24 protein-coding genes and 2 pseudogenes are annotated in these 25,600 nt (G+C 72.7%); 11 read left to right on the top strand and 15 right to left on the bottom strand.

Annotated elements, in window-relative coordinates; all coding sequences use genetic code 11:
• Both GV126_RS19895 and GV126_RS19890 read right to left on the bottom strand, forming a co-directional pair.
• A pseudogene (locus GV126_RS19895) lies at positions 1 to 214 on the bottom strand (polysaccharide deacetylase family protein); the annotation flags it as partial.
• Positions 211 to 1,140 (bottom strand): polysaccharide deacetylase family protein, encoded by a 930-nt coding sequence (locus GV126_RS19890; protein WP_159668617.1) that lies wholly within the window; start codon positions 1,138 to 1,140, stop codon positions 211 to 213. The gene GV126_RS19890 and the pseudogene GV126_RS19895, both read right to left, overlap by 4 nt.
• Positions 1,141 to 1,412: 272 nt before the next feature.
• Between GV126_RS19890 and GV126_RS19885 the strand changes: the two genes are divergently transcribed.
• Positions 1,413 to 2,612: a class I SAM-dependent methyltransferase gene (locus GV126_RS19885; protein ID WP_236570052.1), complete on the top strand. Its 1,200-nt coding sequence runs from the start codon at positions 1,413 to 1,415 to the stop codon at positions 2,610 to 2,612.
• A gap of 28 nt (positions 2,613 to 2,640) precedes the next feature.
• Here GV126_RS19885 and GV126_RS19880 read toward each other — a convergent pair whose 3' ends face one another.
• On the bottom strand, positions 2,641 to 3,276 hold the full coding sequence (locus tag GV126_RS19880; protein ID WP_159668612.1) for a Uma2 family endonuclease: 636 nt from the start codon (positions 3,274 to 3,276) through the stop codon (positions 2,641 to 2,643).
• Positions 3,277 to 3,602: 326 nt separating this feature from the next.
• Here GV126_RS19880 and GV126_RS19875 point away from each other — a divergent pair, with 326 nt between their 5' ends.
• The gene (locus GV126_RS19875; RefSeq protein ID WP_159668609.1) at positions 3,603 to 4,031 is read left to right on the top strand and encodes a large conductance mechanosensitive channel protein MscL; all 429 of its coding nucleotides are present in this window, start codon (positions 3,603 to 3,605) and stop codon (positions 4,029 to 4,031) included.
• Positions 4,032 to 4,195: 164 nt separating this feature from the next.
• Here the strand turns inward: GV126_RS19875 and GV126_RS19870 are convergent, their stop codons facing one another.
• Positions 4,196 to 5,224 carry a LacI family DNA-binding transcriptional regulator gene (locus tag GV126_RS19870; RefSeq protein ID WP_159668606.1) on the bottom strand — a complete coding sequence of 343 codons (1,029 nt, stop codon included), beginning with the start codon at positions 5,222 to 5,224 and terminating at the stop codon, positions 4,196 to 4,198.
• Between the two features lie 169 nt (positions 5,225 to 5,393).
• Here GV126_RS19870 and GV126_RS19865 point away from each other — a divergent pair, with 169 nt between their 5' ends.
• The 4 genes from GV126_RS19865 (at position 5,394) to GV126_RS19850 (ending at position 10,861) form a co-directional block, all read left to right on the top strand.
• Entirely contained in the window at positions 5,394 to 6,704 is a 1,311-nt protein-coding gene (locus GV126_RS19865; RefSeq protein WP_159668603.1) for an extracellular solute-binding protein, read from the top strand.
• A gap of 77 nt (positions 6,705 to 6,781) precedes the next feature.
• Entirely contained in the window at positions 6,782 to 7,597 is an 816-nt protein-coding gene (locus tag GV126_RS19860) for a carbohydrate ABC transporter permease (protein ID WP_202035292.1), read from the top strand.
• Positions 7,598 to 7,601: 4 nt separating this feature from the next.
• Entirely contained in the window at positions 7,602 to 8,507 is a 906-nt protein-coding gene (locus GV126_RS19855; protein WP_159668597.1) for a carbohydrate ABC transporter permease, read from the top strand.
• A gap of 41 nt (positions 8,508 to 8,548) precedes the next feature.
• Positions 8,549 to 10,861, top strand: a complete 2,313-nt coding sequence (locus GV126_RS19850; RefSeq protein ID WP_159668594.1) for a beta-xylosidase/alpha-l-arabinosidase — start codon at positions 8,549 to 8,551, stop codon at positions 10,859 to 10,861.
• 329 nt (positions 10,862 to 11,190) lie between these two features.
• On the opposite strand, the gene GV126_RS19845 is transcribed toward GV126_RS19850, so the two are convergent.
• The 4 genes from GV126_RS19845 to tsaB are packed head-to-tail and all read right to left on the bottom strand — an operon-like array spanning position 11,191 to position 13,827.
• Positions 11,191 to 11,448 carry a hypothetical protein gene (locus tag GV126_RS19845; protein WP_159668591.1) on the bottom strand — a complete coding sequence of 86 codons (258 nt, stop codon included), beginning with the start codon at positions 11,446 to 11,448 and terminating at the stop codon, positions 11,191 to 11,193.
• Positions 11,445 to 12,593, bottom strand: a complete 1,149-nt coding sequence (gene tsaD, locus GV126_RS19840) for a tRNA (adenosine(37)-N6)-threonylcarbamoyltransferase complex transferase subunit TsaD (RefSeq protein ID WP_159668588.1) — start codon at positions 12,591 to 12,593, stop codon at positions 11,445 to 11,447. The genes GV126_RS19845 and tsaD overlap by 4 nt, the downstream gene beginning before the upstream one ends.
• Before the next feature lie 5 nt (positions 12,594 to 12,598).
• On the bottom strand, positions 12,599 to 13,129 hold the full coding sequence (locus GV126_RS19835) for a GNAT family N-acetyltransferase (protein WP_159673895.1): 531 nt from the start codon (positions 13,127 to 13,129) through the stop codon (positions 12,599 to 12,601).
• A 44-nt stretch (positions 13,130 to 13,173) separates the two neighbouring features.
• Positions 13,174 to 13,827 carry a tRNA (adenosine(37)-N6)-threonylcarbamoyltransferase complex dimerization subunit type 1 TsaB gene (tsaB, locus tag GV126_RS19830; protein ID WP_159668585.1) on the bottom strand — a complete coding sequence of 218 codons (654 nt, stop codon included), beginning with the start codon at positions 13,825 to 13,827 and terminating at the stop codon, positions 13,174 to 13,176.
• Between the two features lie 210 nt (positions 13,828 to 14,037).
• On the opposite strand from tsaB, the gene GV126_RS19825 reads away from it, so the two are divergent.
• Positions 14,038 to 14,601: a hypothetical protein gene (locus GV126_RS19825; protein WP_185946753.1), complete on the top strand. Its 564-nt coding sequence runs from the start codon at positions 14,038 to 14,040 to the stop codon at positions 14,599 to 14,601.
• Positions 14,602 to 14,866: 265 nt separating this feature from the next.
• Entirely contained in the window at positions 14,867 to 16,420 is a 1,554-nt protein-coding gene (locus GV126_RS19820; RefSeq protein ID WP_159668582.1) for a PP2C family protein-serine/threonine phosphatase, read from the top strand.
• A gap of 91 nt (positions 16,421 to 16,511) precedes the next feature.
• On the opposite strand, the gene GV126_RS19815 is transcribed toward GV126_RS19820, so the two are convergent.
• From GV126_RS19815 to GV126_RS19800, 4 genes are all read right to left on the bottom strand, one after another.
• Positions 16,512 to 16,883, bottom strand: a complete 372-nt coding sequence (locus tag GV126_RS19815; RefSeq protein ID WP_028420746.1) for a holo-ACP synthase — start codon at positions 16,881 to 16,883, stop codon at positions 16,512 to 16,514.
• An 85-nt stretch (positions 16,884 to 16,968) separates the two neighbouring features.
• Entirely contained in the window at positions 16,969 to 17,184 is a 216-nt protein-coding gene (locus tag GV126_RS19810; protein ID WP_159668579.1) for a DUF4287 domain-containing protein, read from the bottom strand.
• Positions 17,185 to 17,287: 103 nt separating this feature from the next.
• Positions 17,288 to 19,135, bottom strand: a complete 1,848-nt coding sequence (gene glmS / locus GV126_RS19805) for a glutamine--fructose-6-phosphate transaminase (isomerizing) (RefSeq protein ID WP_159668576.1) — start codon at positions 19,133 to 19,135, stop codon at positions 17,288 to 17,290.
• Positions 19,136 to 19,263: 128 nt separating this feature from the next.
• The gene (locus GV126_RS19800) at positions 19,264 to 20,052 is read right to left on the bottom strand and encodes a hypothetical protein (RefSeq protein ID WP_159668573.1); all 789 of its coding nucleotides are present in this window, start codon (positions 20,050 to 20,052) and stop codon (positions 19,264 to 19,266) included.
• 227 nt (positions 20,053 to 20,279) lie between these two features.
• Between GV126_RS19800 and coaA the strand changes: the two genes are divergently transcribed.
• The gene (gene coaA / locus GV126_RS19795) at positions 20,280 to 21,248 is read left to right on the top strand and encodes a type I pantothenate kinase (protein ID WP_185946751.1); all 969 of its coding nucleotides are present in this window, start codon (positions 20,280 to 20,282) and stop codon (positions 21,246 to 21,248) included.
• A 68-nt stretch (positions 21,249 to 21,316) separates the two neighbouring features.
• A complete protein-coding gene (locus tag GV126_RS19790) occupies positions 21,317 to 22,297 on the top strand; it encodes a DUF389 domain-containing protein (RefSeq protein ID WP_159668567.1) in 981 nt (326 codons plus the stop codon).
• Between the two features lie 10 nt (positions 22,298 to 22,307).
• On the opposite strand, the gene glmM is transcribed toward GV126_RS19790, so the two are convergent.
• The 3 genes from glmM to rplM all read right to left on the bottom strand — a co-directional run bounded on the left by glmM (position 22,308) and on the right by rplM (position 24,938).
• On the bottom strand, positions 22,308 to 23,666 hold the full coding sequence (gene glmM / locus GV126_RS19785) for a phosphoglucosamine mutase (protein ID WP_159668564.1): 1,359 nt from the start codon (positions 23,664 to 23,666) through the stop codon (positions 22,308 to 22,310).
• 273 nt (positions 23,667 to 23,939) lie between these two features.
• Positions 23,940 to 24,452: a 30S ribosomal protein S9 gene (gene rpsI, locus GV126_RS19780; RefSeq protein WP_003998795.1), complete on the bottom strand. Its 513-nt coding sequence runs from the start codon at positions 24,450 to 24,452 to the stop codon at positions 23,940 to 23,942.
• Positions 24,453 to 24,494: 42 nt separating this feature from the next.
• The gene (gene rplM / locus GV126_RS19775; protein WP_028420753.1) at positions 24,495 to 24,938 is read right to left on the bottom strand and encodes a 50S ribosomal protein L13; all 444 of its coding nucleotides are present in this window, start codon (positions 24,936 to 24,938) and stop codon (positions 24,495 to 24,497) included.
• A 350-nt stretch (positions 24,939 to 25,288) separates the two neighbouring features.
• On the opposite strand from rplM, the pseudogene GV126_RS19770 reads away from it, so the two are divergent.
• Positions 25,289 to 25,600: pseudogene (locus GV126_RS19770) on the top strand (hypothetical protein); the annotation flags it as partial.

Raw genomic sequence — 25,600 nt, 5'->3', positions numbered from 1 at the left:
GGGCCGGGGGTGCGGGCAGCGGGGCGCTCAGGCCCCAGCGGCGGTAGGGCCGGTCGGCGGCCGGGCCGGCCGGTTTCTCGGGTCGTACGCGCTGCGCCGCCTTGCGGCCCAGCCGTTCGATGGGGTCGACGGACGGCGCGCAGCCGGTCAGGATCAGCACCGCCGCCGCCAGCAGTGCCGCGGCCGTGCGCCGCGGCCACGGCCGCGGTCTCACAGGTAGTCCTCCAGCCGGGCCACCGCGTACCCATGGGCCGTCACGTAGTCCAGGAACCGGCGCATGTCGTCCACCATCGTGCCGTTCCACTCGGCGCGGCCCCGGAAGTGCGTGAGGACGATGTCGCCGGGGCGCAGCCGCTGGTTGGTCTCGCGGAACTCCCAGTGGTCGACGTAGACCTCCTCGTTCCAGATCGGCGCGTAGCGGATGCCGCAGGACTTGGCGGCCCGCAGGGTGTCCTGGTTGTAGTTGCCGTAGGGCGGGCGGAACATCGTCGGGCGCGTGCCGAACTGCTTCTCCATGATGTCCTGCATGCCGCAGATCTCGCGCCTCTGCTGCTCGTAGGACAGGCCCGGCAGGTACCGGTGGTGCAGCGTGTGGTTGTTGAGGGTGACGCCGGAGGACTGCATGGTCCGGAAGTAGGCGTAGTCGTCCTTGATGAGGTAGTCGGTGAGGAACGCCGTGTAGGGGATCTTCAGGTCGTTCATCATCCGCAGGAACGCCGGGTCCTTCTCGGCGCCGTCGTCGATGGTGAGGAAGACGACCTTGTCCCGGGTGGGCACCGTGGTGAAGACCGGCGGGAGGTCCCAGCTCTCCTGGTGCTCGACCTGGAAGCCGGGGCGGGCGTGGGCCCGGAGCTTCCGCGCGGGCGGCGCCGGCGGCGTCAGCGGGACCTGCTTCAGGCTCCAGCGGCGGGCGGCGGCGGCGCGGGCCGCGAAGGTGGCGTGCAGGCGGTCGGCGTAGGAGTCGAGGGCGCGGGCCGGGGGTGCCGGGAGGAGTTGCTGGCCCTGCGCGGGCGGGACGGGGTCGGCGGGCCGGGAGCAGCCGGCGGCGAGCGCGGCGGCGGCGAGAACGGCGAGGACGGCGGCCCGGGCGCCGACCGTCCGACCCACACCCTTTTTGTCATTTTGTACGACTACAGTCATGGCGCCGGATCCTCGCAGCCCGGCGTGCCGATGCCGCGCCGACACCGCGGCGGGCAGCGGACCATCCACCGACTGGCCGACAGCGTCCGGTGCTTGGCCGACAGCGGCGGGTTGTGGCCGACCCCGGCCGGTGGTGGCCGACACCGCGGCGGGCAGCGGACCGTCCGCCGACCGGGCGGCACGGGGTCGGCACGGGGTCGGCACCGGCCGGTTGTCACCGACCCCGGCCGGCGGGTGGCCGGCCCCCGCCGGCCGTGGCCGACAATGAGCCGGTGAACGACCCACAGGCCCCGCTGGACCCCCTCGACGCCTTCGCCGCCCTGCTCACCCCCGAGGGCCGCGCCCTCCTGGACGAGGTGCACGGCACCGACCCCGCCGACGAACTCGCCGTCGCCACCCGCCTGCGCCGCACGCACCCGGCGGCGCTGGTGTCGGCGGCGCTCGGGCAGGCCCGGCTGCGGCAGCGGGCGGTGGCGAAGTTCGGGGCCGAGGACGCGCGGCGGATGTTCTTCACGCCGAACGGCGTGGAGCAGTCGACCCGGGCGAGCGTGGCCGCCCACCGGGCGGCGCGGCTGCGGGAGCTGGGCGTGACCCGCCTGGCCGACCTGTGCTGCGGGATCGGCGGCGACGCGATCGCCCTGGCCCGCGCCGGGATCCGCGTCCTGGCGGTGGACCGGGACCCGGTGACGGCCGCCGCGGCCCGCGCCAACGCCCGCGCGCTGGGGCTGGCCGAGCTGATCGAGGTGCGCGAGGCGGACGTCACGGACGTCGACGTCTCGTCGTACGACGCGGTGTTCGTCGATCCGGCGCGGCGCGGCGGACGCGGCAGGATCTTCGACCCGGAGGGCTACTCCCCTCCGCTGTCCTGGGCCGTCCAGACCGCGCTGAAGGCGCCGCACGCCGCGCTGAAGATCGCGCCGGGCATCCCGCACGAGGCGGTCCCGGCACAGGCCGAGGCGGAGTGGATCTCCGACAGCGGGGACGTGAAGGAGGCGGTGCTGTGGTTCGGCACCGAGCCCGGCGCGGTGCGGGCGACCCTGCTGCCCGGCCCGCGCACGCTGCGCGGCCGCGGCCTGCCCGACCCGGCGGTCCGGCCGGTGGGCCGGTACCTGTACGAGCCCGACGGCGCGGTGATCCGCGCGCACCTGGTCGCGGAGGTGGCCGAGCACGTGGACGGCGGGCTGATCGACCCGACCATCGCCTACGTCACCGCCGACGCGCTGCGGCCCACCCCGTACGCCACCGCCTACGAGATCACCGACCACCTCCCCTTCCACGTCAAGAAGCTCAAGGCCCTGCTGCGCGAGCGGGAGGTCGGCACGCTGACCGTGAAGAAGCGCGGCTCGGCCGTCGAGCCGGAGGAACTGCGCAGAAAGGTGCTGCCCAAGCCGTACGGCCGCACCGCGGCCACGGTCTTCCTCACCCGCGTCGCGGGCGCCCCGGCGATGCTGCTCGGGCACCCGGCGGACTGACGCCGTCGGCGCCGCGCACCCGGCCCGGTCAGGAGGCCACGATCGCCTTTCCGACGGCGAAACCCTTGGCCGGCCCTTCCGGGATCACCGCGTCGGTGCCGTAGGGGACGCGGTGCTCGTCGGCGTACTTGGCCTTCTTCGGATCGGGGGACGTCAGCACGGTCACCGCGCCCTCGTCGTCGAAGTCGTCGACGATCACGTACACCGGGATCCCCGCCCGCGCGTACTCACGGCGCTTGCGGGCACGGTCGCGCTGGAGGTTGCGATGGCCCGGCGAGGTGACCTCGACGACCATCCTGACGCCGGAGGCGTCGACGCCGAGCCCCTCCTCGTCGGGGATCTCGTCCAGGTCGACGGGGGCGACGAAGAGGTCGGGGATCCAGGATTTCTGGCGGTGGATGACGTTGACGTCCTGGTGCGCCGCGAACCCGCTGCGCGACAGGTGGGCGTCGAGCGCCCGGCGGAGGCGGTTGACGAGCACTCCATGACGACGGCGACCGGTGGGCGACACCTCGATGGCCCCCTCGATGATCTCGGCGCGGTAGCCCTCGGGGAGATCCAGGGCCTTCCACGCCTGCCACAGGACCTCGTCGAGATCGGAACCCGGCCCGGAGACCGGCTCGTCTGCCACCACCGGGGCCACCTCTTCTGCGAGAGCGGTCATCGTGAAGCACCTCCTCCGTCAAGTGTGGGCGGGAGCGCCACTACGGCACAAGCGACGACCGTGACGCTACGGAGTCGCATGCCCTCGCGCGGCCGCGTGCCCCACGATCATCCGAACGGGCGAGCGCACCCCGGACCGCCCGCGCCCTGGCCCGCCCGCGCCCCGGACCGGCCGACTCCCCCGGACCGTTCCACACCGGCCGCCCGACGGTCTCCCCCGCCCGGCGGCGTCCCGCGTGCGGCGTGCCGGTACCGCCGCGAGAGTGGACGGGACGAGCCGACCCACCGACGGCCCGTGACCGGGCGCGTGCGGAAGCGAGGACATCGATGCTGCGGGGCTTCAAGAACTTCCTGATGCGCGGCGACGTGATCGTCGTGGCCGTCGGCCTGATCGTGGCCCTGGCGTTCAGCACGCTGATCAAGGCGTTCACCGACTTCGTGATCAACCCGATCATCGCCCGCGCCCAGGGCGGCAGCTCGCCCGGGCTGGGATGGCAACTGGGCCGGGCGGGCAACAAGGCGACCTACCTCGACATCGGGTCGTTCATCTCGGCGCTGATCTACTTCATCCTCTTCATGGCGGTCGTCTACTTCCTGATCGTCCTGCCCTACAAGCACTTCCAGGCGCGCCGGGGCGTGACGGCCTTCAAGGATCCGGTGGCCACGAAGACGTGCCCGGCCTGCCTGTCGGACGACCTGCCGCGGCCCGCCGCCAAGTGCCGGTACTGCGGCACCGCACAGCCCGACGCGGCCTGAAGCGGCCTGAAGTGGCCTGAAGTGGCCTGAACAGGCCCGGCAGTCCGCTTCGAAACTTTCGGCGGCGGCTTCGGCGGCGCCCTCGCGGCCCAGGAACCGCCGCCACGCGCCCGGGGCCGTCGTCCTGCCCCCGGGAGCCGTCATCACGCGCCCGGGAGTCGCCGTCACGCCCCCGGAGCCGCCGTGCTGCTGCGCACCACCAGGCTCGTGGCCAGTTCCACGCGGGTGGCCGCCGGGGTCTCGTCCTCGCGGCCGAGGTCGAGCACCAGGCGGGCCGCCGCCTCGGCCATCTCGGTCAGCGGCTGGCGCACGGTGGTCAGCGGCGGTCCCACCCAGCGGGCCACCGGCAGGTCGTCGAAGCCGACGACGCTCAGGTCCTCCGGGATGCGCAGCCCGAGTTCGCGTGCGGCCTCGTACAGGCCGAGCGCCTGCAGGTCGTTGCCCGCGAACACGGCGGTCGGCCGGTCCTCGCGGCGCAGCAGCTTCAGGCCGAGGCGGTAGCCGGCCTCGTGGTGGAAGTCGCCGGTGACGATCAGCGAGGGATCGACCGGGACTCCGGCCGTCTCCAGCGCGGCCCGGTAGCCGTCGACGCGGGCGCGGGCGCACATCATCCGTGACGGCCCGCTGATCGCGCCGATCCGGGTGTGGCCCAGTTCGACGAGGTGCCGGGTGGCGGCGAGCCCACCCTGCCAGTTGGTCGCGCCGATCGAGGGCACGTCGGTGCCCGGGTCGCCGGCCGGGTCCATGACGACGAAGGGGATCGAGCGGCTGGTCAGCAGGGCCCGCTGGGACTCGTCGAGCCCGGACAGCACCAGCACCACGCCGTGCGGGCGGCGGGCGGCGACCTGGTCGGCCCAGGTCCGCCCGGGGGTGAGCCGGCCCGCGCTCTCGGAGAGCACCACGCTCAGGCCCGTGTCCCGGGCGACGTTCTCCACCCCCCGGATGACCTCCATCGCCCAGGCGCTCTCCAGTTCGTGGAAGACGACGTCGAGCAGCGGGGAACGGGTCGCCTCGGCGCGCCGGCGGCGGTAGCCGTGGGCGCGCAGCAGGTCCTCGACCCGGCTGCGGGTCGCCGGGGCGACGTCGGCACGGCCGTTGAGGACCTTCGAAACAGTCGGAGCCGACACACCGGCCTCGCGGGCGATCTCGGCGAGTGTGGCGGTGCGGGTTTCTGCGGTCTTCGTCGGCTTCATGGTCGGGATCGTATCTCTGCGCGACCTCTTGACGAAGACCCCGGAGCGCCTTACGTTCCCGGAACATTCGACATCACATACGAAACATTCGGGTACGGCGTTCCCTGTGTCCCGGCGACCCGTCGCGGCCACGCCCTGCCCGACCGACCTTGTGAGAGGTGCCGTCACAATGGAGTCCTACAGCAGGCGCTGGTTCCTCGGCGCCGGCGCCACCACCTTGATCTCGGCCGCCGGCCTGACCGCCTGCGGGTCCGGCAGCGGCTCGGGCGGCTCGGGCGGCACCATCACGGCGATGGTGTACGGCGACGACGCGGTGAAGGTCCAGGACAAGGCCGTCGCCCGGTTCAACGCCTCGGCCGCTGCCAAGCAGGCCAAGGGCAAGGTGAAGCTGCAGCGGATCCCGGCCTCGGACTACCCGGCCAAGCTGCGCACCGCCATGGGTTCGCCCAACGCCCCCGACGTCTTCTTCAACTGGGGCGGCGGCTCGATCATGGCCTACAAGGAGGCGAACCAGCTGGTCGACCTCACCGACACGATCAAGTCGGACTCGGTGCTCAGCAAGGGCTTCCTGCCCTCCGTGGTCGCCGCCGGCGCCCTGGACGGCCACGAGTACGGCATCCCGATGCGCGGCATGCAGCCGGTGCTGCTGTTCTTCAACAAGACGCTGTTCGCCGAGCACAAGCTGACCCCGCCCACCACCTGGGACCAGCTGCTCGACACCAACGCCAAGCTGAAGAAGGCGGGCATCACGCCCTTCGCCCTCGGCGGGGTGGAGATCTGGCCGGAACTGATGTGGCTGGAGTACCTGGTGGACCGCATCGGCGGCCCGCAGGTCTTCGACAAGATCAGGAACGGTGACACGTCGGGCTGGGGCGACCCGGCCGTGCTGAAGGCCGCCCAGACCGTCAAGCAGCTCGTCGACGACGGGGCCTTCGGCAAGGGCTTCAGCTCGGTGTCGTACAACACCGGCGGCGCGCCGGCGATGCTCGCCAAGGGCAAGGCCGCGATGCACCTGATGGGCTCCTGGGAGTACTCCACGCAGCTGGGCAAGTTCCCGGACTTCGCCAAGAAGGAGCTGGGCTGGTGCGCGTTCCCGAAGTTCGACGGCGGCGCCGGTGACATCCGCAACGTGGTCGGCAACCCCTGCAACTACTGGTCCGTCAACGCCCGCACGTCCAACAAGGACGCGGCGATCGCGTTCCTGCGCGACTGCGCCTCCGAGGAGTACACCAAGGACCTGATCGCCAACGGCGACGTGCCGACCACCACGATCGCCGAGAAGATGCTCGACTCCTCCCCCAACCCGGAGTTCGCCAAGTTCCAGTACCAGCTGGTGCAGCAGGCCCCGAACTTCACGCTGAGCTGGGACCAGGCGGTGAACCCGGACTGGCAGCAGCCGATGCTCACGGAGATCAACAAGCTGTTCGTGGGCAAGTCCTCGCCGGAGCAGTTCGTCTCCGCGCTCAAGGGGCTGAAGTGAGCGCGAGCAACCCCGCCGTGCGCAGGGGCAGGGCCGCCAAGGGCGCGCGGACGGGCCGTCCGCACACCGCCTGGGTCCTGCCCGGCGTGCTGTTCTTCACCTTCTTCGCCGTCGCCCCCATGGCGCTGGCCTTCTACCTGTCGTTCACCAAGTGGAACGGCCTGGGCGACCCGCAGCCGGTGGGCCTGGCCAACTGGCAGAAGCTCATCCACGACCCGCGGCTGACGCAGTCCCTGACGGTGACGGTGCTGCTGACCGTCGTCAGCTGGGCCTTCCAGACCGTGCTCTCGCTGCTGCTCGGGGTGTGGGCGGCGGGCCGTCAGCGCAACCGCGCGATCCTGTCCGCGATCTTCTTCGTGCCGTTCCTGCTGTCCTCGACGGCGATCTCGCTGCTGTTCTACGCGCTGCTCGACCCGAACTTCGGCATCATCCACGGGGACACGCTCGGCACCACCTCCGGCGCGTTCCTCGCGATCGTCTTCGTCGGTGGCTGGCAGTTCATCCCCTTCCACACCCTGATCTACCAGGGCGGGGCGCGGCAGATCCCCGAGGTGCTCTACCAGGCGGCCGCGATGGACGGCGCCGGCCGCTACCGGCAGTTCTTCTCCATCACCCTGCCCCAGCTGCGCAACACGGCGACCACGTCCAGCGTGCTGATGATCGTCGGCTCGCTGACGTACTTCGAGACGGTGCTGATCCTCACCCAGGGCGGCCCGGGCACGGACACCGCGATCCTGCCGTACCTGATGTACGAGGCGGGCTTCAAGAGCTACGACTTCGGCTACGCCAGCGCCGTCGCGTCCTTCCTCGTCGTGGCCGCCACCGCGCTGTCGCTGCTGCTGGTGCGGCTGTCCGGCTTCGGCGCGATGCGCAGCACCAGGGAAGGGATGTGACGAGATGTCCCACGACACGTTGCGGCGTCCGCGTCCCGTGAAGAGCGGCGAACACACCCCCGAGGCCCGTCCCGCCCGGCGCCGCACGCACTGGAGCAGGCGGCCCAACCCGCTCGCCGGGCTCGGCTCGGTGCTGTGGCTGGCGGTCGTGATCGTCCCGATCTACGCGATGATCTCGGCCTCGCTGACCCGCCAGGACAAGGCGCTGGGCAACAACGCCCTCAAGCCGCCCACCGACCCCACGCTGGACAACTACGACACCGTCCTGCACAACGGCTTCGGCCACCTGCTGCTCAACACGGTGATCGTGGCGGCGGCGGTGGTGGTGATCGTGCTGGTGCTGTGCGTCCCGCTGTCCTACGTGGCCGTGCGCTCGCGCACCTTCTGGGCCGGGTCGTCCTTCCGGCTGTTCCTGCTGGGCGTGGCCATCCCCGCGCAGGCGGTCGTCGTCCCGCTGTACCTGATGATCTCCAAGCTGAACCTGTACGACAGCCTGATCGCGGTCATCCTGCCGACGGCGGCCTTCGCCATGCCGGTGTCGGTGCTGATCCTCACCGGCACCATGCGGGACATCTCCGAGGAGATGTACGAGGCGATGGCCCTGGACGGCGCCTCCACCACCCGCATGCTGTTCCAGCTGGTCGTGCCGATGACCAAGGGCGGCATCAGCACCGTCGTCATCTACTCCGCGCTGCAGGCGTGGAACGGCTTCCTCTTCCCGCTGATCTTCACCCAGTCCGACGGTCCGCGTGTGCTGACGCTGGGCCTGTTCAACTACGTCAGCCAGTTCGGGGTGAACATCCCCGCCCTGCTCGCCTCGGTCGTCCTCTCCGGCATCCCGATCTTCGCCGTGTACCTGGTGGCCCGCAGGGCCCTGGTCAACGGCCTGATGGGCGTGGGCGGCAAGTGAACGCGAACGACTACTTCCCCGACACCACTGACAGGAGCTTCATGACCACCGCCCCCTGGCAGGACCCCGCCCTGCCCGCCGCCGCCCGGGTCGACGACCTCCTCGCCCGGATGACCCTGGAGGAGAAGACGGCCCAGCTGTACGGCGTGTGGGTGGGTGCCTCGACGGACGGCGACGGCGTCGCCCCGCACCAGCAGTACATGAACACCGACTACGACTGGGAGGAGCTGATCACCCTCGGCCTGGGCCAGCTCACCCGCTCCTTCGGCACCGCGCCCGTGGACCCGGCCCTCGGCGCGCAGGCGCTCGCCCGCGCCCAGCGGCGGATCGCCGAGGCCGGCCGCTTCGGCATCCCCGCGATCGCCCACGAGGAGTGCCTGGCCGGCTTCACCGCCTGGGGCGCGACCGCCTACCCGGTGCCGCTGGCCTGGGGCGCGACGTTCGACCCGGCCCTGGTGGAGGCGATGGCCGCCCGTATCGGGCGGGACATGCGGTCGGTGGGCGTGCACCAGGGCCTGGCGCCCGTGGTGGACGTGGTCCGCGACCTGCGCTGGGGCCGGGTGGAGGAGACCATCGGCGAGGACCCCTACCTGGTCGGCACGATCGGCACCGCCTATGTGCGCGGCCTGGAGTCGGCGGGGGTCGTGGCCACGCTGAAGCACTTCGCCGGGTACGCCTCCTCCGCGGGCGCCCGCAACCTGGCGCCGGTGCGCGCCGGCACCCGGGAGTTCGCGGACGTCACGCTGGTGCCGTTCGAGATGGCGCTGCGCGAGGGCGGCGCCCGCTCGGTGATGGCCGCCTACACCGAGACCGACGGCGTGCCCGCCTCGGCCGACCCGGGCCTGCTCACCGACCTGCTGCGCGAGCAGTGGGGGTTCACCGGCACGGTGGTCGCCGACTACTTCGCCATCGACTTCCTGCAGACCCTGCACCGGGTGGCCGCCGGCCCCGCCGAGTCCGGACACCTGGCCCTGGCCGCCGGCATCGACGTCGAACTGCCGACGGTCAAGGCGTACGGCAACGAGCTGGTGGCCGCCGTACGGGCCGGGACGGTCCCGGAGGAGCTGGTGGACCGCGCCGCCCGCCGCGTGCTGCTGCAGAAGTGCGAGCTGGGCCTGCTGGACGAGGGCTGGGAGCCCGAGGTTCCGCAGGGGCCGGTCGACCTGGACTCGGCGGAGAACCGGGCCGTGGCCCGCCGCCTGGCCGAGGAGTCGGTGGTGCTGCTGGACAACCCCGACGGTGTGCTGCCGCTGGCCCCGGACACCCGGATCGCGGTGGTCGGCCCGCGCGCCGCGGACGCCCTGGCCATGCTCGGCTGCTACTCCTTCCCCTCGCACGTGGGCACCCAGCACCCCGAGGTGGAGATGGGCATCGAGATCCCCACCGTGCTGGAGGCGCTGCGCACCGAACTGCCCGACGCCAAGGTGACGTTCACCGAGGGCTGCGGCGTGTCGGACCCGGACACCTCCGGCTTCGAGGAGGCCGTCGCCCGCGCCCGGGAGGCGGACGTGTGCGTGGCCGTGCTCGGCGACCGCTCCGGCCTGTTCGGCCGCGGCACCTCCGGCGAGGGCTGCGACGTGGCCGACCTGAACCTGCCCGGCGTGCAGGGCCGGCTGCTGGACGCGCTGATCGGCACGGGCGTCCCGGTGGTCCTGGTGCTGCTGACCGGCCGCCCCTACGCGCTCGGCCGCTGGGCGGGGCGCCTGGGCGCGGTGGTGCAGGCGTTCTTCCCCGGCGAGGAGGGCGGCCCGGCGGTGGCGGGCGTGCTGTCCGGCCGGGTCAACCCCTCGGGCCGGCTCCCGGTGAGCGTGCCGCGCCTGCCCGGCGGCCAGCCGTGGACGTATCTGCAGCCGCCGCTGGGCCTGGCCGGCGAGGTGAGCAGCCTGGACCCGACGCCGCTGTACCCGTTCGGGCACGGCCGGTCGTACACGGCCTTCGCGTGGGAGTCCTTCGAGGGCTCGGGCGACCCGCGGATCGGCACCGACGGCTCCTACGACGTGTCGCTGACCGTCCGCAACACCGGTGACCGGGCGGGCGCGGAGGTGGTCCAGCTCTACCTGCACGACCCGGTGGCCTCGGTGACCCGCCCGGACGTGCGCCTGATCGGCTACCAGCGGGTGGAACTGGACCCGGGCGAGGCGCGCCGGGTGACGTTCCGCTTCCACACGGACCTGTCGGCGTTCACCGACCGCTCCGGCCGCCGCGTGGTCGAGCCGGGCGAGCTGGAGCTGCGGCTGGCCGCCTCGGCCGCGGACGTGCGCCACACGACCCGGCTGACCCTGACGGGCGAGGTCCGCGAGGTGGGCACGGACCGGCGGCTGCGCTGCGAGACGGAGATCTCCGAGGCGGGCTGAGCGGCGGACGTGGGCCCGCCCTCCGCAGGGAGGGCGGGCCCACGTCGTGCGGTCGTGCGGCCGTCGCGGCACGGATGCGGCGCCGGCGCGGTACGGACGCGGCGCGGGCGCGGCGGGAACGCGATACGGGCGCGGCATGCGGAAACCCCGCCCCGGAAGGACCGGGACGGGGTCTCGTCGAGCGCCGGGCAGGCCTTGCACCTGCATCTCCCCGCAGGAAGCGGGGCGTCTTTCCTTGGACCACCAACGCACTGCTCGCTGGGCTTCGTTCGCCCGCTTGCGTGTGATGATCATAGCGCACCCGGCGGGCGGTGTGCCACTCGAACGGATCAGTCCCCGTCCGCCGACTCGAACCGCCAGCGGTGCACGGCCCGGGTCACCAAGTCCGCGGCGGGCTCGGGCAGTTCCGGCAGCTCGGCGTCGTAGGGGGCGTCCCACCAGGTGATGACCAGGACCCGGTCCTGGGGGGCGCGGAAGGTCTCGCGGCGCAGCGGCTCCTGAGGGAGCGTCTGCGCGCGCGCCCAGGACAGCAGTTCCGCACCGCGGCCCGCGACCGCGCGGGCCTCCCACATCAGTGCGACGGTCACGAGTACAGGTTCTCCTTGCTCATCTCGTGCACGTGGTCGTGGGAGTGCGCGTGGCCGTGGCCGTGCGCGCGGCCGTGCGGGTGCGCCGGCTCCTCGGCCGGGACGTGCGGGTCGGTGACCGGCAGGGAGGAGTCCGCCGACAGGTCCCAGGCGGAGGCCGTACGGTCGCGGCGGACCATCTCGGCACCCAGCGCCGCCACCATCGCACCGTTGTCCGTGCACAGCTTGGGCCGCGGCACGCGCAGCCGGATACCGGCCGCCTCGCAGCGCTCCTGGGCCAGGGACCGCAGCCGGGAGTTGGCGGCCACGCCGCCGCCGATCATCAGGTGGTCCACGCCCTCGTCCTTGCAGGCGCGCACGGCCTTGCGGGTCAGGACGTCCACGACGGCCTCCTGGAAGGAGGCGGCCACGTCGCGCACCGGGACCTCCTCGCCGGCCGCCCGCTTGGCCTCGATCCAGCGGGCCACCGCGGTCTTCAGACCGGAGAAGGAGAAGTCGTAGGCGGGATCGCGCGGGCCGGTCAGGCCGCGCGGGAAGGCGATCGCCTCCGGGTCGCCCTCGCGGGCGTAGCGGTCGATGACCGGGCCGCCGGGGAAGCCCAGGTTCAGCACGCGGGCGATCTTGTCGAACGCCTCGCCGGCCGCGTCGTCGATGGTGGCGCCCATGGGGCGCACGTCGGCGGTGATGTCCGTGGACAGCAACAGCGAGGAGTGCCCGCCGGAGACCAGCAGGGCCATCGTCGGCTCCGGCAGCGGACCGTGCTCCAGCTGGTCCACGCAGATGTGCGAGGCGAGGTGGTTGACGCCGTACAGCGGCTTGCCGAGCGCGTAGGCGTACGCCTTCGCCGCGGAGACGCCGACCAGCAGGGCGCCGGCCAGGCCGGGACCGGCGGTGACGGCGATGCCGTCCAGGTCCTTCGCGCGCACCCCCGCCTCCTTCAGGGCGCGCTCGATGGTGGGGACCATCGCCTCCAGGTGCGCCCGCGAGGCGACCTCGGGGACGACGCCGCCGAAGCGGGCGTGCTCCTCCACGCTGGAGGCGACCGCGTCGGCCAGCAGGGTGGTGCCGCGGACGATGCCGACGCCGGTCTCGTCGCAGGAGGTCTCGATGCCGAGGACGAGCGGCTCGTCCCGGGTGTCAGCCATGGGTCTCAGGTTCCTTGTACGCCGTTGACGGGGGGTTGCGGGGTGGCGGGGGCGGCCGGGTCGGACAGGCGCATCACCAAGGCGTCCACGTTCCCCGGCTGGTAGTAGCCGCGCCGGAAACCGATGGGCTCGAAGCCGAAGCGCTCGTAGAGCTTCTGCGCGCGGACGTTGTCCACGCGGCACTCCAGCAGCACCTCGGTGCACTCGAAGGCGGTCGCGGCCCGCAGCAGCTCGGCCAGCAGCCGGGAGCCGAGGCCGGTGCCCCAGTGGTCGCGGGCCACCGCGATGGTCTGGACGTCGCCCTGGCCGCCGGAGGCGACGAGACCGGCGTAGCCGACGATCCGGCCGTCGCCCGGCCCCTTGCCCTCGCCCTCACCCGCGCCCTCGCCGGGGATCTCCGCCACGACGTAGCACCGGGTGGCCTCCGGGCCGCGCGCGTGCGCCAGCTCCGACCAGAACATGCCCCGGGACCAGGCGTCCTCGGGGAACAGGTCCTTCTCCAGCTCCAGCACCGGGTCGATGTCCCACCAGCGCATCTCCCGCACGGCGGGGATGGGGGACCCGGTCGTCGTCCGCCCGGTCACCTGGGGGTGACCACCTTGTAGTTCTTGGGCACCTGCGCGTCGGGGCGGCGCAGGTACAGCGGCCGGGGGCGGGGCAGCTCCTCGCCGGCGGCCAGCTTCTCGGCGGCCAGCGAGGCCAGGGCGGCGGCCGACACGTGCTCGGGCTCGTGCGCCTGCGGGAAGGTGCCGGGGTAGAGCAGCGCGCCCGCGCCGACCGCGGGCAGGCCCCTGACCTGCTCGGCGATGGCGGCGGGCCGGTCGACGGCCGGGTCGGTCAGGCGAGTGCGGGAGTCGGCGTAGCGGGCCCAGTACACCTCCTTGCGGCGGGCGTCGGTCGCGACGACGAAGGGGCCGGGGACGTCGGCCGCGTAGGCCAGGCCGTCGAGCGTGCACAGACCGTACACGGGGACGCCGAGCGCGAGACCGAAGGTGTCGGCGGTCATCAGGCCCACGCGCAGCCCGGTGTAGGGGCCGGGGCCGATGCCCGCCACGATGCCCGTGACGGCGTCCAGGCCCAGCCCGGCCTCGGCGAGCACCCGGTCGACGGCCGGCAGCAGCAGCTCTCCGTGCCGGCGCGCGTCCACCTGGCTGGAGGAGGCGATGACGGCCGTGCCGTCGTGCAGGGCGACGGTGACGGCGGGGGTGGCGGTATCCAGAGCGAGCAAGAGCACGCAAACAGCCTACGGCGCCCACGCCCGGGGCACGCGCGCCCGGGTCGGGGCCGCCCCGGCTGCTACCGTCGCGCATCGGGGACAGGCCCCGCACGGGTCCTTCGGGGACAGGTTCTGCACAGGTCCTTCGGGGACAGGCCCCGCACAGGTCCTTCGGGGACGGATCCCCGGGGACGACCCGCACAGCGACTGGGACAGAGGTGGGCGAGCGTGGCAAGGAGCAGCTCGGGAATCGTGGCCGCCCTCACCGCCGCCGCGGTCGCCGCGGTGGGCTTCCTCGCCTACCAGGCGCAGGCGAGCGTGCCGCCGGACCTGCGGGCCAGGCCGGGCGCCACGGCCTCCGCCGCGCCGACCCCGAGCAAGGCCCCGCGCGACCGGCAGCACCCGCATGCCCTGCCCGCCGGGTCGGGCACCGGTGAGCGGGTGGTGTACTCGATCGACGACGACCGGGTGTGGCTGGTGAGCGCGGGCGGCCGGGTGGAGAGCACCTTCGAGGTCACCCCCGGGACCGTGGACCCGCTCCCGGGCACCTACGCGGTCACCTCCCGCTCGAAGGCGGTGACGGGCACCGACGGCGTCCCGGTCGAGCACGTGGTGCGGTTCACCAGCGTGGACGGGGTCGTCATCGGGTTCAGCGCGGCGGTGGACGGCGCCACGCCGCAGACGGACACGACCACGGCGGTGAAGACCGGCGGCATCCGGGAGTCGCGGGCCGACGGCGAGGCGATGTGGATGTTCGCGACGATCGGGCAGAAGGTCGTCGTCATCCGCTAGCAAGGAGGCCGAGCGGTGCCGGGCGGGGGTGCGGCCGGCCGCGGCGGGCGCGGTCCTTCACCCGACGGGGCTACGCGGGGTCGCGGCGCGCCTCCTCCGTTCGGGGGCGCACCGGGGAGGTGCGGTCCGGACCCGGGGTCCCGGGGTTCATCCGGTTTCCGGCCGGTGGGCCGTCCGGGCGTCCGGGCGGGGCGCCGGGCGAGGTGAGCGGTGGTGGTCGGGCGGTGCGGCCGGACGCCCGGACGGCCCACCGGTCCCTCCCCCGTTGCAGAAACTGCTGGACTCCCTGGAGATCCCCGTCACGATCGTCCGCCCGGTGACCGGCGAACGGGGCGGCATCCGGTACCTGTACGTGGGACAGAACGTCGCCTCCCGCGAGTACGCCGCCCACCGCTTCCCGCCCGGGGTGGTGCCGCCCTGGACGGGACCGGTGCCGCTGTTCGAACGCTTCCCCACGCTGGCGGACACCCCCGTGCCGCACATGCTGGCCGAGGCCCACCGCACCGGCCGGCCGCAGGGGCCGGAGGTGGGCGAGTGGCCGCTGCCGGGACCGGGCGGCCTGGTGGTGCGGGTGAGCAGCGAGCTGCGGGTGATCCCCTGCGAGGGGCTGCTGCTCATCGGCTGGGAGCGCGGGCGCGAGTCCCGGACGGCCCAGGAGGCGCAGCGCCTGGTGGGGGTGTGCTGGGCGGAGTGGAATCTGGGCGACGGGAGCGTCGAGGGCTCGTCGGGGCTGCGCGGCGTGCTCGGCCTGACGGACACCCAGCCGCTGCCCGATCTGCTGGAGCTGAGCCGCACGGTGACCCCGGAGAGCCTGGACGCGCTCTACCGGTCGGTGCACGACCTGCTGCTGTGCAGCGAGATCGCCGAGTGCGACCTGCACCTGACGGCGCCGGACCGGCGGATCCTCCGCTTCGTCGGGGAACCGGTGCGGCTCGCCGCGGGGCCGGTGTGGGCGCTGCGCGCGGTGCTCCACGACGTGACGGAGGACCGGCGCAGCCGCGCCCTGGCCGAGCGGGCGACCCGCGAGGCACAAGCCCAGCGGGAGCGCGCCGACACGGTCGCGGAGGTGGCCGAACGGCTCCGGGACGCCGTCCTGCCCAGGTTCCCCGGGGAGCTGGCCGAGCACGGCATCGAGGCGGCCGCCGTCTACCGGCCCGAGGAGCACACGGCACGCGTGGGCGGCGACTGGTACAAGACCCGGGTCCTGCCCTCGGGCAGGGTGCTGATCGCGCTCGGGGACGCCCGCGGGCACGGACTCGACGCCGTGACGCTGATGGCCAAGCTCCGCTACGCGCTGACCGGCCTGGCCTACACCGGCGAATGGGTGGAGCGGCTGACCGCCTGGCTGAACACGGTCGCCTGCGACGACGGCGAGGAGTCCACCGCCACCGCGATCATCGTCCGCTACCACCCGGAGACCGGTCTGCTGCGCTGGACGTGCGCGGGGCACCCGCTGCCGATCCTGGTGCGCGAGAAGCGGGCGTTCCTGCTCGGCCCGCCGCCGGGCGGCCCCGGCATGCCGCTGGGTGTCATGCCCGACGAGACGTACGCGGCGGCCGAGACCTGGCTGCGCCCGCAGGACGTGGTCCTGCTGTACTCGGACGGTCTGGTCGAGCGCCGCGACTCCGACCCGGACCTGGACACCGCCCGGCTGCTGCGCGCCGTCGAACAGTGCGCCGCGCGCGGCGTTCCCCCCGGCGAGGAGGCGCTCGGCGCCTTCGTCCGGGAGCTGGTCGCCCTGCTGACCGGCCGGCACACCCAGGACGACGCGACGGTGCTGGCGCTGCGGCTGAAGCCCGGGGCGAGCGCGACGACGTGACAGGCGCGGGCGCCGCCGAGCCGCCGGCCCCGCCGCCGTCGGCGTCATCGCCTACGGCGGCCCCGCGACCGTCCCCCGCCGGCCTTTGCCGTCAGCCCTCCGCGATCACCACCGCCGACGCCACGCCCGCGTCATGGCTGAGCGAGACGTGCCAGGAGCGCACCCCCAGCTCCGCCGCCCGCGCCGCCACCGTCCCCTTCACCCGCAGCCGCGGCCGGCCGCTGTCCTCGACGTACACCTCCGCGTCCGTCCACAGCAGCCCGGCCGGCGCGCCGAGCGCCTTGGCCAGCGCCTCCTTCGCGGCGAACCGGGCGGCCAGCGAGGCCGTGCCCCGCCGCCCGCCGCCGGGCAGCAGCAACTCCCCCGGCACGAACAGCCGGTCCGCCAGCTGGGGCGTCCGCTCCAGCGACGCCGCGAACCGGTCGATCTCGGCCACGTCGATCCCGACCCCGATGATGCTCATGGCGAGCACCCTACGGCGCCGCCGGACTTCGCCCGCGGCACACGGTCCGGCGCCGGCCGGCCCGGCACAGCAGTCGCACCGCGGGTCACCCCTCGCCGGCCTCGGCGAGGGTGTGCGCCACCAAGGCGTTGGCGTGGCCGTGTCCCAGACCGTGCTCGGCCTTGAGCCAGTTCACCAGCTCCCCGTGCCGGGTCAACGGCGAGGAGCGGATGATTTCCTTCCACTGGGCGATCGGCCGGCCGTACTTCTTCTCGATGGACGGGAAGTAACTGGCGGGGCCCTTCACGGCGGCTGCGGTCATGACGCGGCGGTCCTTCCTGGTGCGGTACGTCGTGTGTCGTTGCCTGTACGACCGCCGCCGGGAAGGAAACTCATCGCGGCCTGGACGCGGGGAACGGGTTCGCTCACTCCACCGTGACCGACTTCGCCAGGTTGCGCGGCTGGTCGACCTCGTTGCCGCGGGCGGTGGCCAGTTCGCAGGCGAAGACCTGCAGCGGCACCGTGGCGACCAGCGGCTGGAGCAGCGTCGGGGTCACCGGGATGCGGATGAGGTGGTCGGCGTACGGGACGACCGCCTCGTCGCCCTCCTCGGCGATCACGATGGTGCGGGCGCCGCGGGCGCGGATCTCCTGGATGTTGGAGACGATCTTGTCGTGGAGCAGGGAGCGGCCCCGCGGGGAGGGCACCACCACGACCACCGGCAGGTCCTCGTCGATGAGCGCGATCGGCCCGTGCTTCAGCTCGCCGGCCGCGAAGCCCTCGGCGTGCATGTAGGCCAGTTCCTTCAGCTTCAGCGCGCCTTCGAGGGCGACCGGGTAGCCGACGTGCCGGCCCAGGAACAGCACCGTGTTCTTGTCGGCCAGCGAGCGGGCCAGCTCCCGCACCGGTTCCATGGTCTGCAGGACCTGCTCGACCGCGCCGCCGATCTGCGACAGGTCGCGGATGACGGCACGGACCTCGTCGCCCCACTTGGTGCCGCGCACCTGCCCCAGGTACAGCGCCACCAGGTAGCAGGCGACCAGCTGGGTCAGGAACGCCTTCGTCGAGGCGACGGCGACCTCGGGGCCGGCGTGCGTGTACAGCACGGCGTCCGACTCGCGCGGGATCGTGGAGCCGTTGGTGTTGCAGATCGCCAGCACCTTGGAGCCCTGCTCGCGGGCGTGGCGCAGCGCCATCAGCGTGTCCATGGTCTCCCCGGACTGGGAGATGGCGATGACCAGGGTCTGCGCGTCCAGGATCGGGTCCCGGTAGCGGAACTCGCTGGCCAGCTCCACCTCGCAGGGGATCCGCGTCCAGTGCTCGATGGCGTACTTGGCGATCATCCCGGCGTGGAAGGCCGTGCCGCAGGCGACGATGACGACCTTGTCCATCTCCCGCAACTCGGAGGCGGAGATGCGGACCTCGTCCAGCGTCAGGTTCCCGGCCGCGTCGATCCGGCCCAGCAGCGTGTCGGACACCGCCTTGGGCTGCTCGGCGATCTCCTTGAGCATGAAGTAGTCGTAGCCGCCCTTCTCGGCGGCCGCCGCGTCCCAGTCGACGTTGTAGGAGCGGACCTCGGCGGGCCGCCCGTCGAAGCCGGTGACCGTGACACCGTCGCGGCGCAGCTCCACCACCTGGTCCTGGCCCAGCTCGATCGCGGAGCGGGTGTGGGCGATGAACGCGGCGACGTCGGAGGCGAGGAACGCCTCGCCCTCGCCGACGCCCACCACCAGCGGCGAGTTGCGCCGGGCGCCGACGACCACGTCGGGCTCGTCGGCGTGCACCGCGACCAGCGTGAACGCCCCCTCCAGCCGCCGGCACACCAGCCGCATGGCCTCGGCGAGGTCGGCGGTCGCGGAGAACTCCTCGGCGAGCAGGTGCGCGACGACCTCGGTGTCGGTCTCGGAGGTCAGCTCGTGCCCGCGCTCCAGCAACTCGCCGCGCAGCACGGCGAAGTTCTCGATGATGCCGTTGTGGACGACGGCGACGCGCCCGGCGTTGTCCAGGTGCGGGTGGGCATTGGCGTCGGTCGGGCCGCCGTGGGTGGCCCACCGGGTGTGCCCGATGCCGGTGGACCCGGTCGGCAGCGGCTTTTCGACCAGCTCCTTCTCCAGGTTGACCAGCTTGCCCGCCTTCTTCGCCGCCGCCAGCCCGCCGTCGGCGAGCACGGCGACGCCCGCCGAGTCGTACCCCCGGTACTCCAGTCGCTTCAGCCCGGCCATGACGACCTCGAGCGCCGACTGCGAACCCACGTATCCCACGATTCCGCACATGGTCCGCAGCCTACGGGCCACCGGCCGCCAGAAGTGGCCGCTGCGTGCCCGAAATCGGAAATTCCCACCGGGGTACGAACGCGGCCCGGCGCCGGTGCGCGCACGTCGGCGGGAATCCCGTCAGTCCGTCACTTCAGCTTCTTCACCTGCGCGTCGACGATCCCGGCGGGGAAGGTGAAGTCCTTGCCGGTGACGACCGAGGCGATGTTGACGGTGGGGAAGAAGACGACGGTGGCGCCCTTGCGGACCACGACGCTCTTCATGGGGGCGTCGACACCGTCGGCGGCCACCGTCGAGGTCACGGCCAGCGCCTCGTCGGCGCCCTGCGGCGCGGCGGTGGTGACGACCTTCAGGACCGTCGTCTTCGTACCGGCCGCGACGTAGGAGAAGCCGCTCGCGCACTTCTGCACGGCCGTCTTCAGGTCCTTCATCACCTGCTCGGCACCGCCGCCCGGGTAGGAGGCGAGCGTCTCGACGGTCTTCGTGCGGTCCATGGCGGCGTCGGCGGACTCCTCGGGACCGGCGCCCGCCGGGGCCTTCTTCCCGTCGCTCACCCAGGACCGCTTCGCCGTCCCCGCGGGCGTACCCGGGTAGGTGCCGGCCTGGAGCAGGGCGAGCGGCGTGCACGCGGTGACGGGAGAGGTGACCTTGTCCGGCGTCAGGTTGTCGCCCGCGGGGACCTCGGTGATGACCTTGCCGGACGTCACGTCCGCCTGGGTCAGCGCGGCCTTCTCCAGCTCGGCAGCGCTCAGCGGCGTGGCGGCGGCCGGCGCCGAGGCGGTCTTGTCGGCCTGGGCCGTCGTGTCGTCGCCGCCCTTGCCGCCGTCGTCGGAGGAGCCGCCGCAGGCGGTGGCGAGCAGGACGAGGGCGGCGGCCGCGGCGGTGATTCCGGCACGGCGGACGGAGAGGGACCTCACGAACGGGGCTCTTTCTGTGCACCGAGGCGAGGACACGGACCCACTCCGCCGCGTTTTGCCCGCACTTTACGCACAGCGGACCCACAGATGATCAGCACGGCGTCGTTCGGTACCCGCCCGTGACGCCGACGTGATCCACCACCGCCCCGGCCCCGGCGTGACACACCCCACCCTCCGCCGCGTTCGAACTCCGTTAACAATGGACTGTGATCTCTCCGGTCCCCTCGATGCCCCGGAGCGCCCACCGGTCCCGGCCGGAGGCGACTCCCTACGTCGACCTCACCCGTGCCGAGTGGAGCGCGCTGCGCGACAAGACGCCGCTGCCGCTGACCGCCGAGGAGGTGGAGCGGCTGCGCGGCCTCGGTGACGTCATCGACCTCGACGAGGTCCGCGACATCTACCTGCCGCTGTCCCGGCTGCTCAACCTCTACGTCGGCGCCACCGACGGGCTGCGCGGCGCGCTGAACACCTTCCTCGGCGAGCAGGGCTCCCAGTCCGGCACGCCCTTCGTGATCGGCGTGGCCGGCTCGGTCGCCGTCGGCAAGTCCACCGTGGCCCGCCTGCTGCAGGCGCTGCTGTCGCGCTGGCCCGAGCATCCCCGGGTGGAGCTGGTGACCACCGACGGCTTCCTGCTGCCCACCAAGGAGCTGCAGGCCCGCGGCCTGATGTCCCGCAAGGGCTTCCCGGAGTCCTACGACCGGCGCGCCCTGACCCGGTTCGTCGCCGACATCAAGGCCGGCAAGGCCGAGGTGACGGCGCCGGTCTACTCCCACCTGATCTACGACATCGTCCCCGGCGAGAAACTCACCGTGCGCCGGCCGGACATCCTCATCGTCGAGGGGCTGAACGTGCTCCAGCCCGCCCTGCCCGGCAGGGACGGCCGCACCCGCGTCGGACTCGCGGACTACTTCGACTTCAGCGTGTACGTCGACGCGCGCACCGAGGACATCGAGCAGTGGTACCTGAACCGTTTCCGCAAGCTGCGCGAGACGGCCTTCCAGAACCCGTCCTCCTACTTCCGCAAGTACACGCAGGTCTCGGAGGAGGAGGCCCTCGACTACGCCCGCACGATGTGGCGGACCATCAACCAGCCCAACCTGGAGGAGAACATCGCCCCGACCCGCGGCCGGGCCACGCTGATCCTGCGCAAGGGCCCCGACCACAAGGTGCAGCGGCTGAGCCTGCGCAAACTGTGACGGGGGACCTCTGACGGTCCTACCCGCGGGCGCCCGTCGCACCGCCCCGCACGTCTACGCTGCCCCCCATGCTGCATCTGCGTCTGATCACCCCCGCCGACCGGACCGAGCACGTGGTGGACCTCATCCAGCACACCGTCGGCACCGCGCACCTGGTGGTGCTGCCGGGCGCGGCCCGCAACCCGCCCGGGGACGTGGTGATGTGCGACGTCGCCCGGGAGGCCGCCGACGAACTCCTCGACGGGCTGCGGGAGTCGGGCCTGGAGCGGGACGGCTCCATCGCGGTGGAGAGCATCGACCTGTCGCTGTCGAAGCGGGCCGACAAGGCCGAGAAGGAGGCGCCGGGCGAGGCCGCGGACGCGGTGCTGTGGGAGGAGCTGACGGAGGCCACCCACGAGGAGTCGACGCTGTCGGTCACCTATCTGGCGTTCATCACGCTGGCCACCATGATCGCCGCGTGCGGTGTGGTGCTGGACAACGCGATCCTGATCGTCGGCGCGATGGCCGTCGGACCGGAGTTCGGGCCGCTGGCCGGCATCGGCACGGCGCTGGTGCGGCGCGCGCCGCGGCTGGCGCTGCGCTCGGTGGTCGCGCTGCTGGCCGGGTTCGCGCTGGCGATGGCGGTGACGGTGGGCTTCACGCTGTTCATGGACGCCTGCGGGCTGTTCACCCGGGCGAAGCTGGAGGCTCCCCGGCCCAACACGAACTTCGTCTACGCCCCCGACGCGTTCTCCTTCGTCGTCGCGGTCCTCGCCGGTGCCGCCGGCACGCTGTCGCTGACCTCGGCCAAGTCCGGTGCCCTGATCGGGGTCGCCATCTCGGTGACCACCGTCCCCGCCGCCGCCAACGCGGCCGTCGCCCTCGCCTACGGCGACACCGGGCAGACCTGGGGCTCGACACGACAGCTGCTGCTGAACCTGTTCGGCATCGTCCTGGCCGGCACGCTCACGCTGCTGGCCCAGAAGTGGTTCTGGGCGCGGCAGCGCGAGCGGAACGGACGACCCACCGCACGCGCCCTGCCGGGCGGGCCCCGCCGGACCCGCACCTGACCGCGCGCGCTCAGCCCAGCGCCGACTTCACCGCGTCGGCCAGCCGGCCCGCCACCGCGTGGGCCTGCTCGATGTCCGCGGCCTCGACCATGACCCGCACCAGCGGCTCGGTGCCCGAGGGACGCAGCAGCACCCGGCCGGTCTCGCCCAGCTCGCGCTCGGCCTCGGTGACCGCGGCGGCCAGGTCCGGGGAGCTGTTCACCCGGGACTTGTCCACGTCGGGCACGTTGATCAGGACCTGCGGCAGCCGCTCCATCACCCCGGCCAGGTCCTTGAGCGTGCGGCCGCTCTGGGCGACCCGGGCGGCCAGCATCAGGCCGGTGAGCGTGCCGTCGCCGGTGGTGGCGTGGTCGAGGACGATGACGTGGCCGGACTGCTCGCCGCCCAGGGCGTAGCCCTTGTCCTTCATCTCCTCCAGCACGTACCGGTCGCCGACGGCCGTCTGCACCAGCTGGATGCCCTCGCGCTCCATGGCCAGCTTGAAGCCCAGGTTGGACATCACGGTCGCGACGACGGTGTCGGAGCGCAGTGCGGAACGCTCCCGCATCGCCAGCGCGAGCACGGACAGGATCTGGTCGCCGTCGACCTCCTCGCCGGTGTGGTCCACGGCCAGGCAGCGGTCGGCGTCGCCGTCGTGCGCGATGCCGAGGTCGGCGCCGTGCTCGACGACGGCGGCCTTGAGCTTGTCCAGGTGGGTGGAGCCGTAGCCGTCGTTGATGTTCAGGCCGTCGGGCTCCGCGCCGATCGTGATCACCTCGGCGCCGGCCCGGGCGAAGGCCTCCGGCGAGACCCGGGAGGCCGCGCCGTGCGCCTCGTCCAGGACGATCTTCAGCCCGTCGAGCCGGTTCGGCAGGACGGCGACGAGGTGGGCGACGTACTGGTCGAAGCCCTCGTCGTAGTCGCGCACACGGCCCACGCCCGCGCCGGTCGGGCGGTCCCAGGGGGCGCCGGTGCGGTGCTCCTCGTAGACCTTCTCGATCCGGTCCTCCAGGTCGTCGGCGAGTTTGTGGCCGCCGCGCGCGAAGAACTTGATGCCGTTGTCGGGCATGGCGTTGTGGCTGGCCGACAGCATCACGCCGAGGTCGGCGCCGAGCGCGCCGGTCAGGTACGCCACGGCGGGGGTCGGCAGCACGCCGACGCGCAGCACGTCCACGCCCGCGCTCGCCAGGCCCGCGACCACCGCGGCCTCCAGGAACTCCCCGGACGCCCGCGGGTCCCGGCCCACCACCGCCTTGGGCTTGTGGCCCTCGAAGGTGCCCGCCTCGGCCAGTACGTGCGCCGCGGCGACGGACAGGCCGAGGGCCATCTCGGCGGTCAGGTCCGCGTTGGCGACGCCGCGCACGCCGTCCGTGCCGAACAGTCGTCCCACTTGTCCTCCTGAGAAAGCGTCGGTGCGTGGACGCGTGCGCCGGCGTCGGCCGGGGCCCGTCCACTGTTCGCTTGTTCGCTGGGTCTGATGTCCTCGACGCGCCTGCGGCTTGAGGGACCGGGCACGGGCGGGCGGTGCGGGCATCCGATCGGATCAGCCGTCCGTCACCTTGTGCCGTTATACGCCAGGCTCCTGTGATACACGAACGCCCCGGCGGCACAGTGGCGTGCCGCCGGGGCGTTCGAGGGAGCCTGTCCGCAGGCAGCTGCGCGCTTAGCGCTTGCTGTACTGCGGGGCCTTGCGGGCCTTCTTCAGACCGGCCTTCTTGCGCTCGACGGCACGGTCGTCACGGCGCAGGAAGCCGGCCTTCTTCAGCGGGCCGCGGTTGTTGTCGACGTCGGCCTCGTTCAGGGCGCGGGCGACACCCAGGCGCAGGGCGCCGGCCTGACCGGAGACACCGCCACCGGCGATGCGGGCGATGACGTCGTAACGGCCTTCCAGCTCCAGCACCTTGAAGGGCTCGTTGACCTCCTGCTGGTGCACCTTGTTCGGGAAGTAGTCCTCGAGGGTGCGGCCGTTGATCTTCCACTTGCCGGTGCCCGGGACGATCCGGACACGGGCGATGGCGTTCTTGCGGCGGCCCAGGCCGGCGGCCGGCTGCGGCTCGCCGAAGCGGGAGGCCAGGGACTCCGAGGTGTACTCGCCCTCGACGGGCACCTCGGACTCGGTGGTGTAGCTGTCGATGTCAAGCTCTTCGAGCGGCTGCTCGGCAGTGGTCTCGGCCACGATTCTCCTCAGATTCTCTTCAGTCTTAGGGGGTGGCCGGACTTACTGCGCGACCTGGGTGATCTCGAACGGCACCGGCTGCTGCGCCGCGTGCGGGTGCTGGTCACCCTTGTAGACCTTCAGCTTCGAGAGCATCTGACGGCCCAGCGAGTTCTTGGGGAGCATGCCCTTGACGGCCTTCTCGATGGCCTTCTCGGGGTTCTTGTCGAGCAGCTCGTCGTAACGGACGGAGCGCAGACCACCCGGGTAGCCGGAGTGCCGGTAGGCCATCTTCTGGGTCCGCTTGTTGCCGGAGAGGTGCACCTTGTCGGCGTTGATGATGATGACGAAGTCACCAGCGTCGACGTGCGGCGCGTAGATCGGCTTGTGCTTGCCCCGCAGAAGGGTGGCGGCGGTGGACGCCAGACGGCCCAGGACGACGTCCTGGGCATCGATGACGTGCCACTGGCGCGTGATGTCGCCGGGCTTGGGGCTGTACGTACGCACGGTTCGTAGCCTTCGCTTCTTCAGTGAATGGTCCTGACAAGGTCACCGAAGACGATCACGACAGCCTTGACCCACTGCGGTGACGCAAGCCGCGTACGTGGGGTCGCTGGTCATCGGCCCGGTGGACCGGTGTAAGGGCCCGTCCCGTGAGAATGAGCAAGCCAATACACAACGAACATGCAGGATACCCGCGGCACCCACCCCAGGCAAAACGGGGACGACGGCGCTGGTCCTGCGTGTTACCTCCCCAGTGTACGGCCGACGGACCCCCGCCACGGCCGCCCGCCCACGCGGACCCCGCCCGCGCACGCCGGACGGCTGTGAGCCCGGCCACCGTTAAGATGCGCGGCATGAGTTATGGGCAGGGGGGCTCGCAGTCCCAGTGGGATCCCTGGAAACCGCATTCCCAGCAGTCGTGGAACAGCGGGAGCGACGGCGGGACCCCGGACTGGGCCGCACTCGCCGAGGCCTCCGAGGCGCGCACCAAGCGCCGCCGGCTGCTGTTCGTGGGCGGGGGCGTGCTGGCCACCGTCGCCGTCGGCGCGGCCGTCGCGGTGGCCGTGATGAACGCGGGCAGCGACGACGACGCCACCGGGCAGCCCGCCTCGCAGCTGCCCGCCACCGCCGCCCTGCCCAGCGGCTCGGCCACCCCGTCCTTCGCC

The sequence above is a fragment of the Streptomyces mexicanus genome (genome assembly GCF_902506575.1).
Lineage (GTDB): Bacteria > Actinomycetota > Actinomycetes > Streptomycetales > Streptomycetaceae > Streptomyces > Streptomyces mexicanus.
The sequence above is the reverse complement of the archived record's forward strand: the minus strand, read 5'-3'. Positions and strand labels throughout refer to the sequence as shown.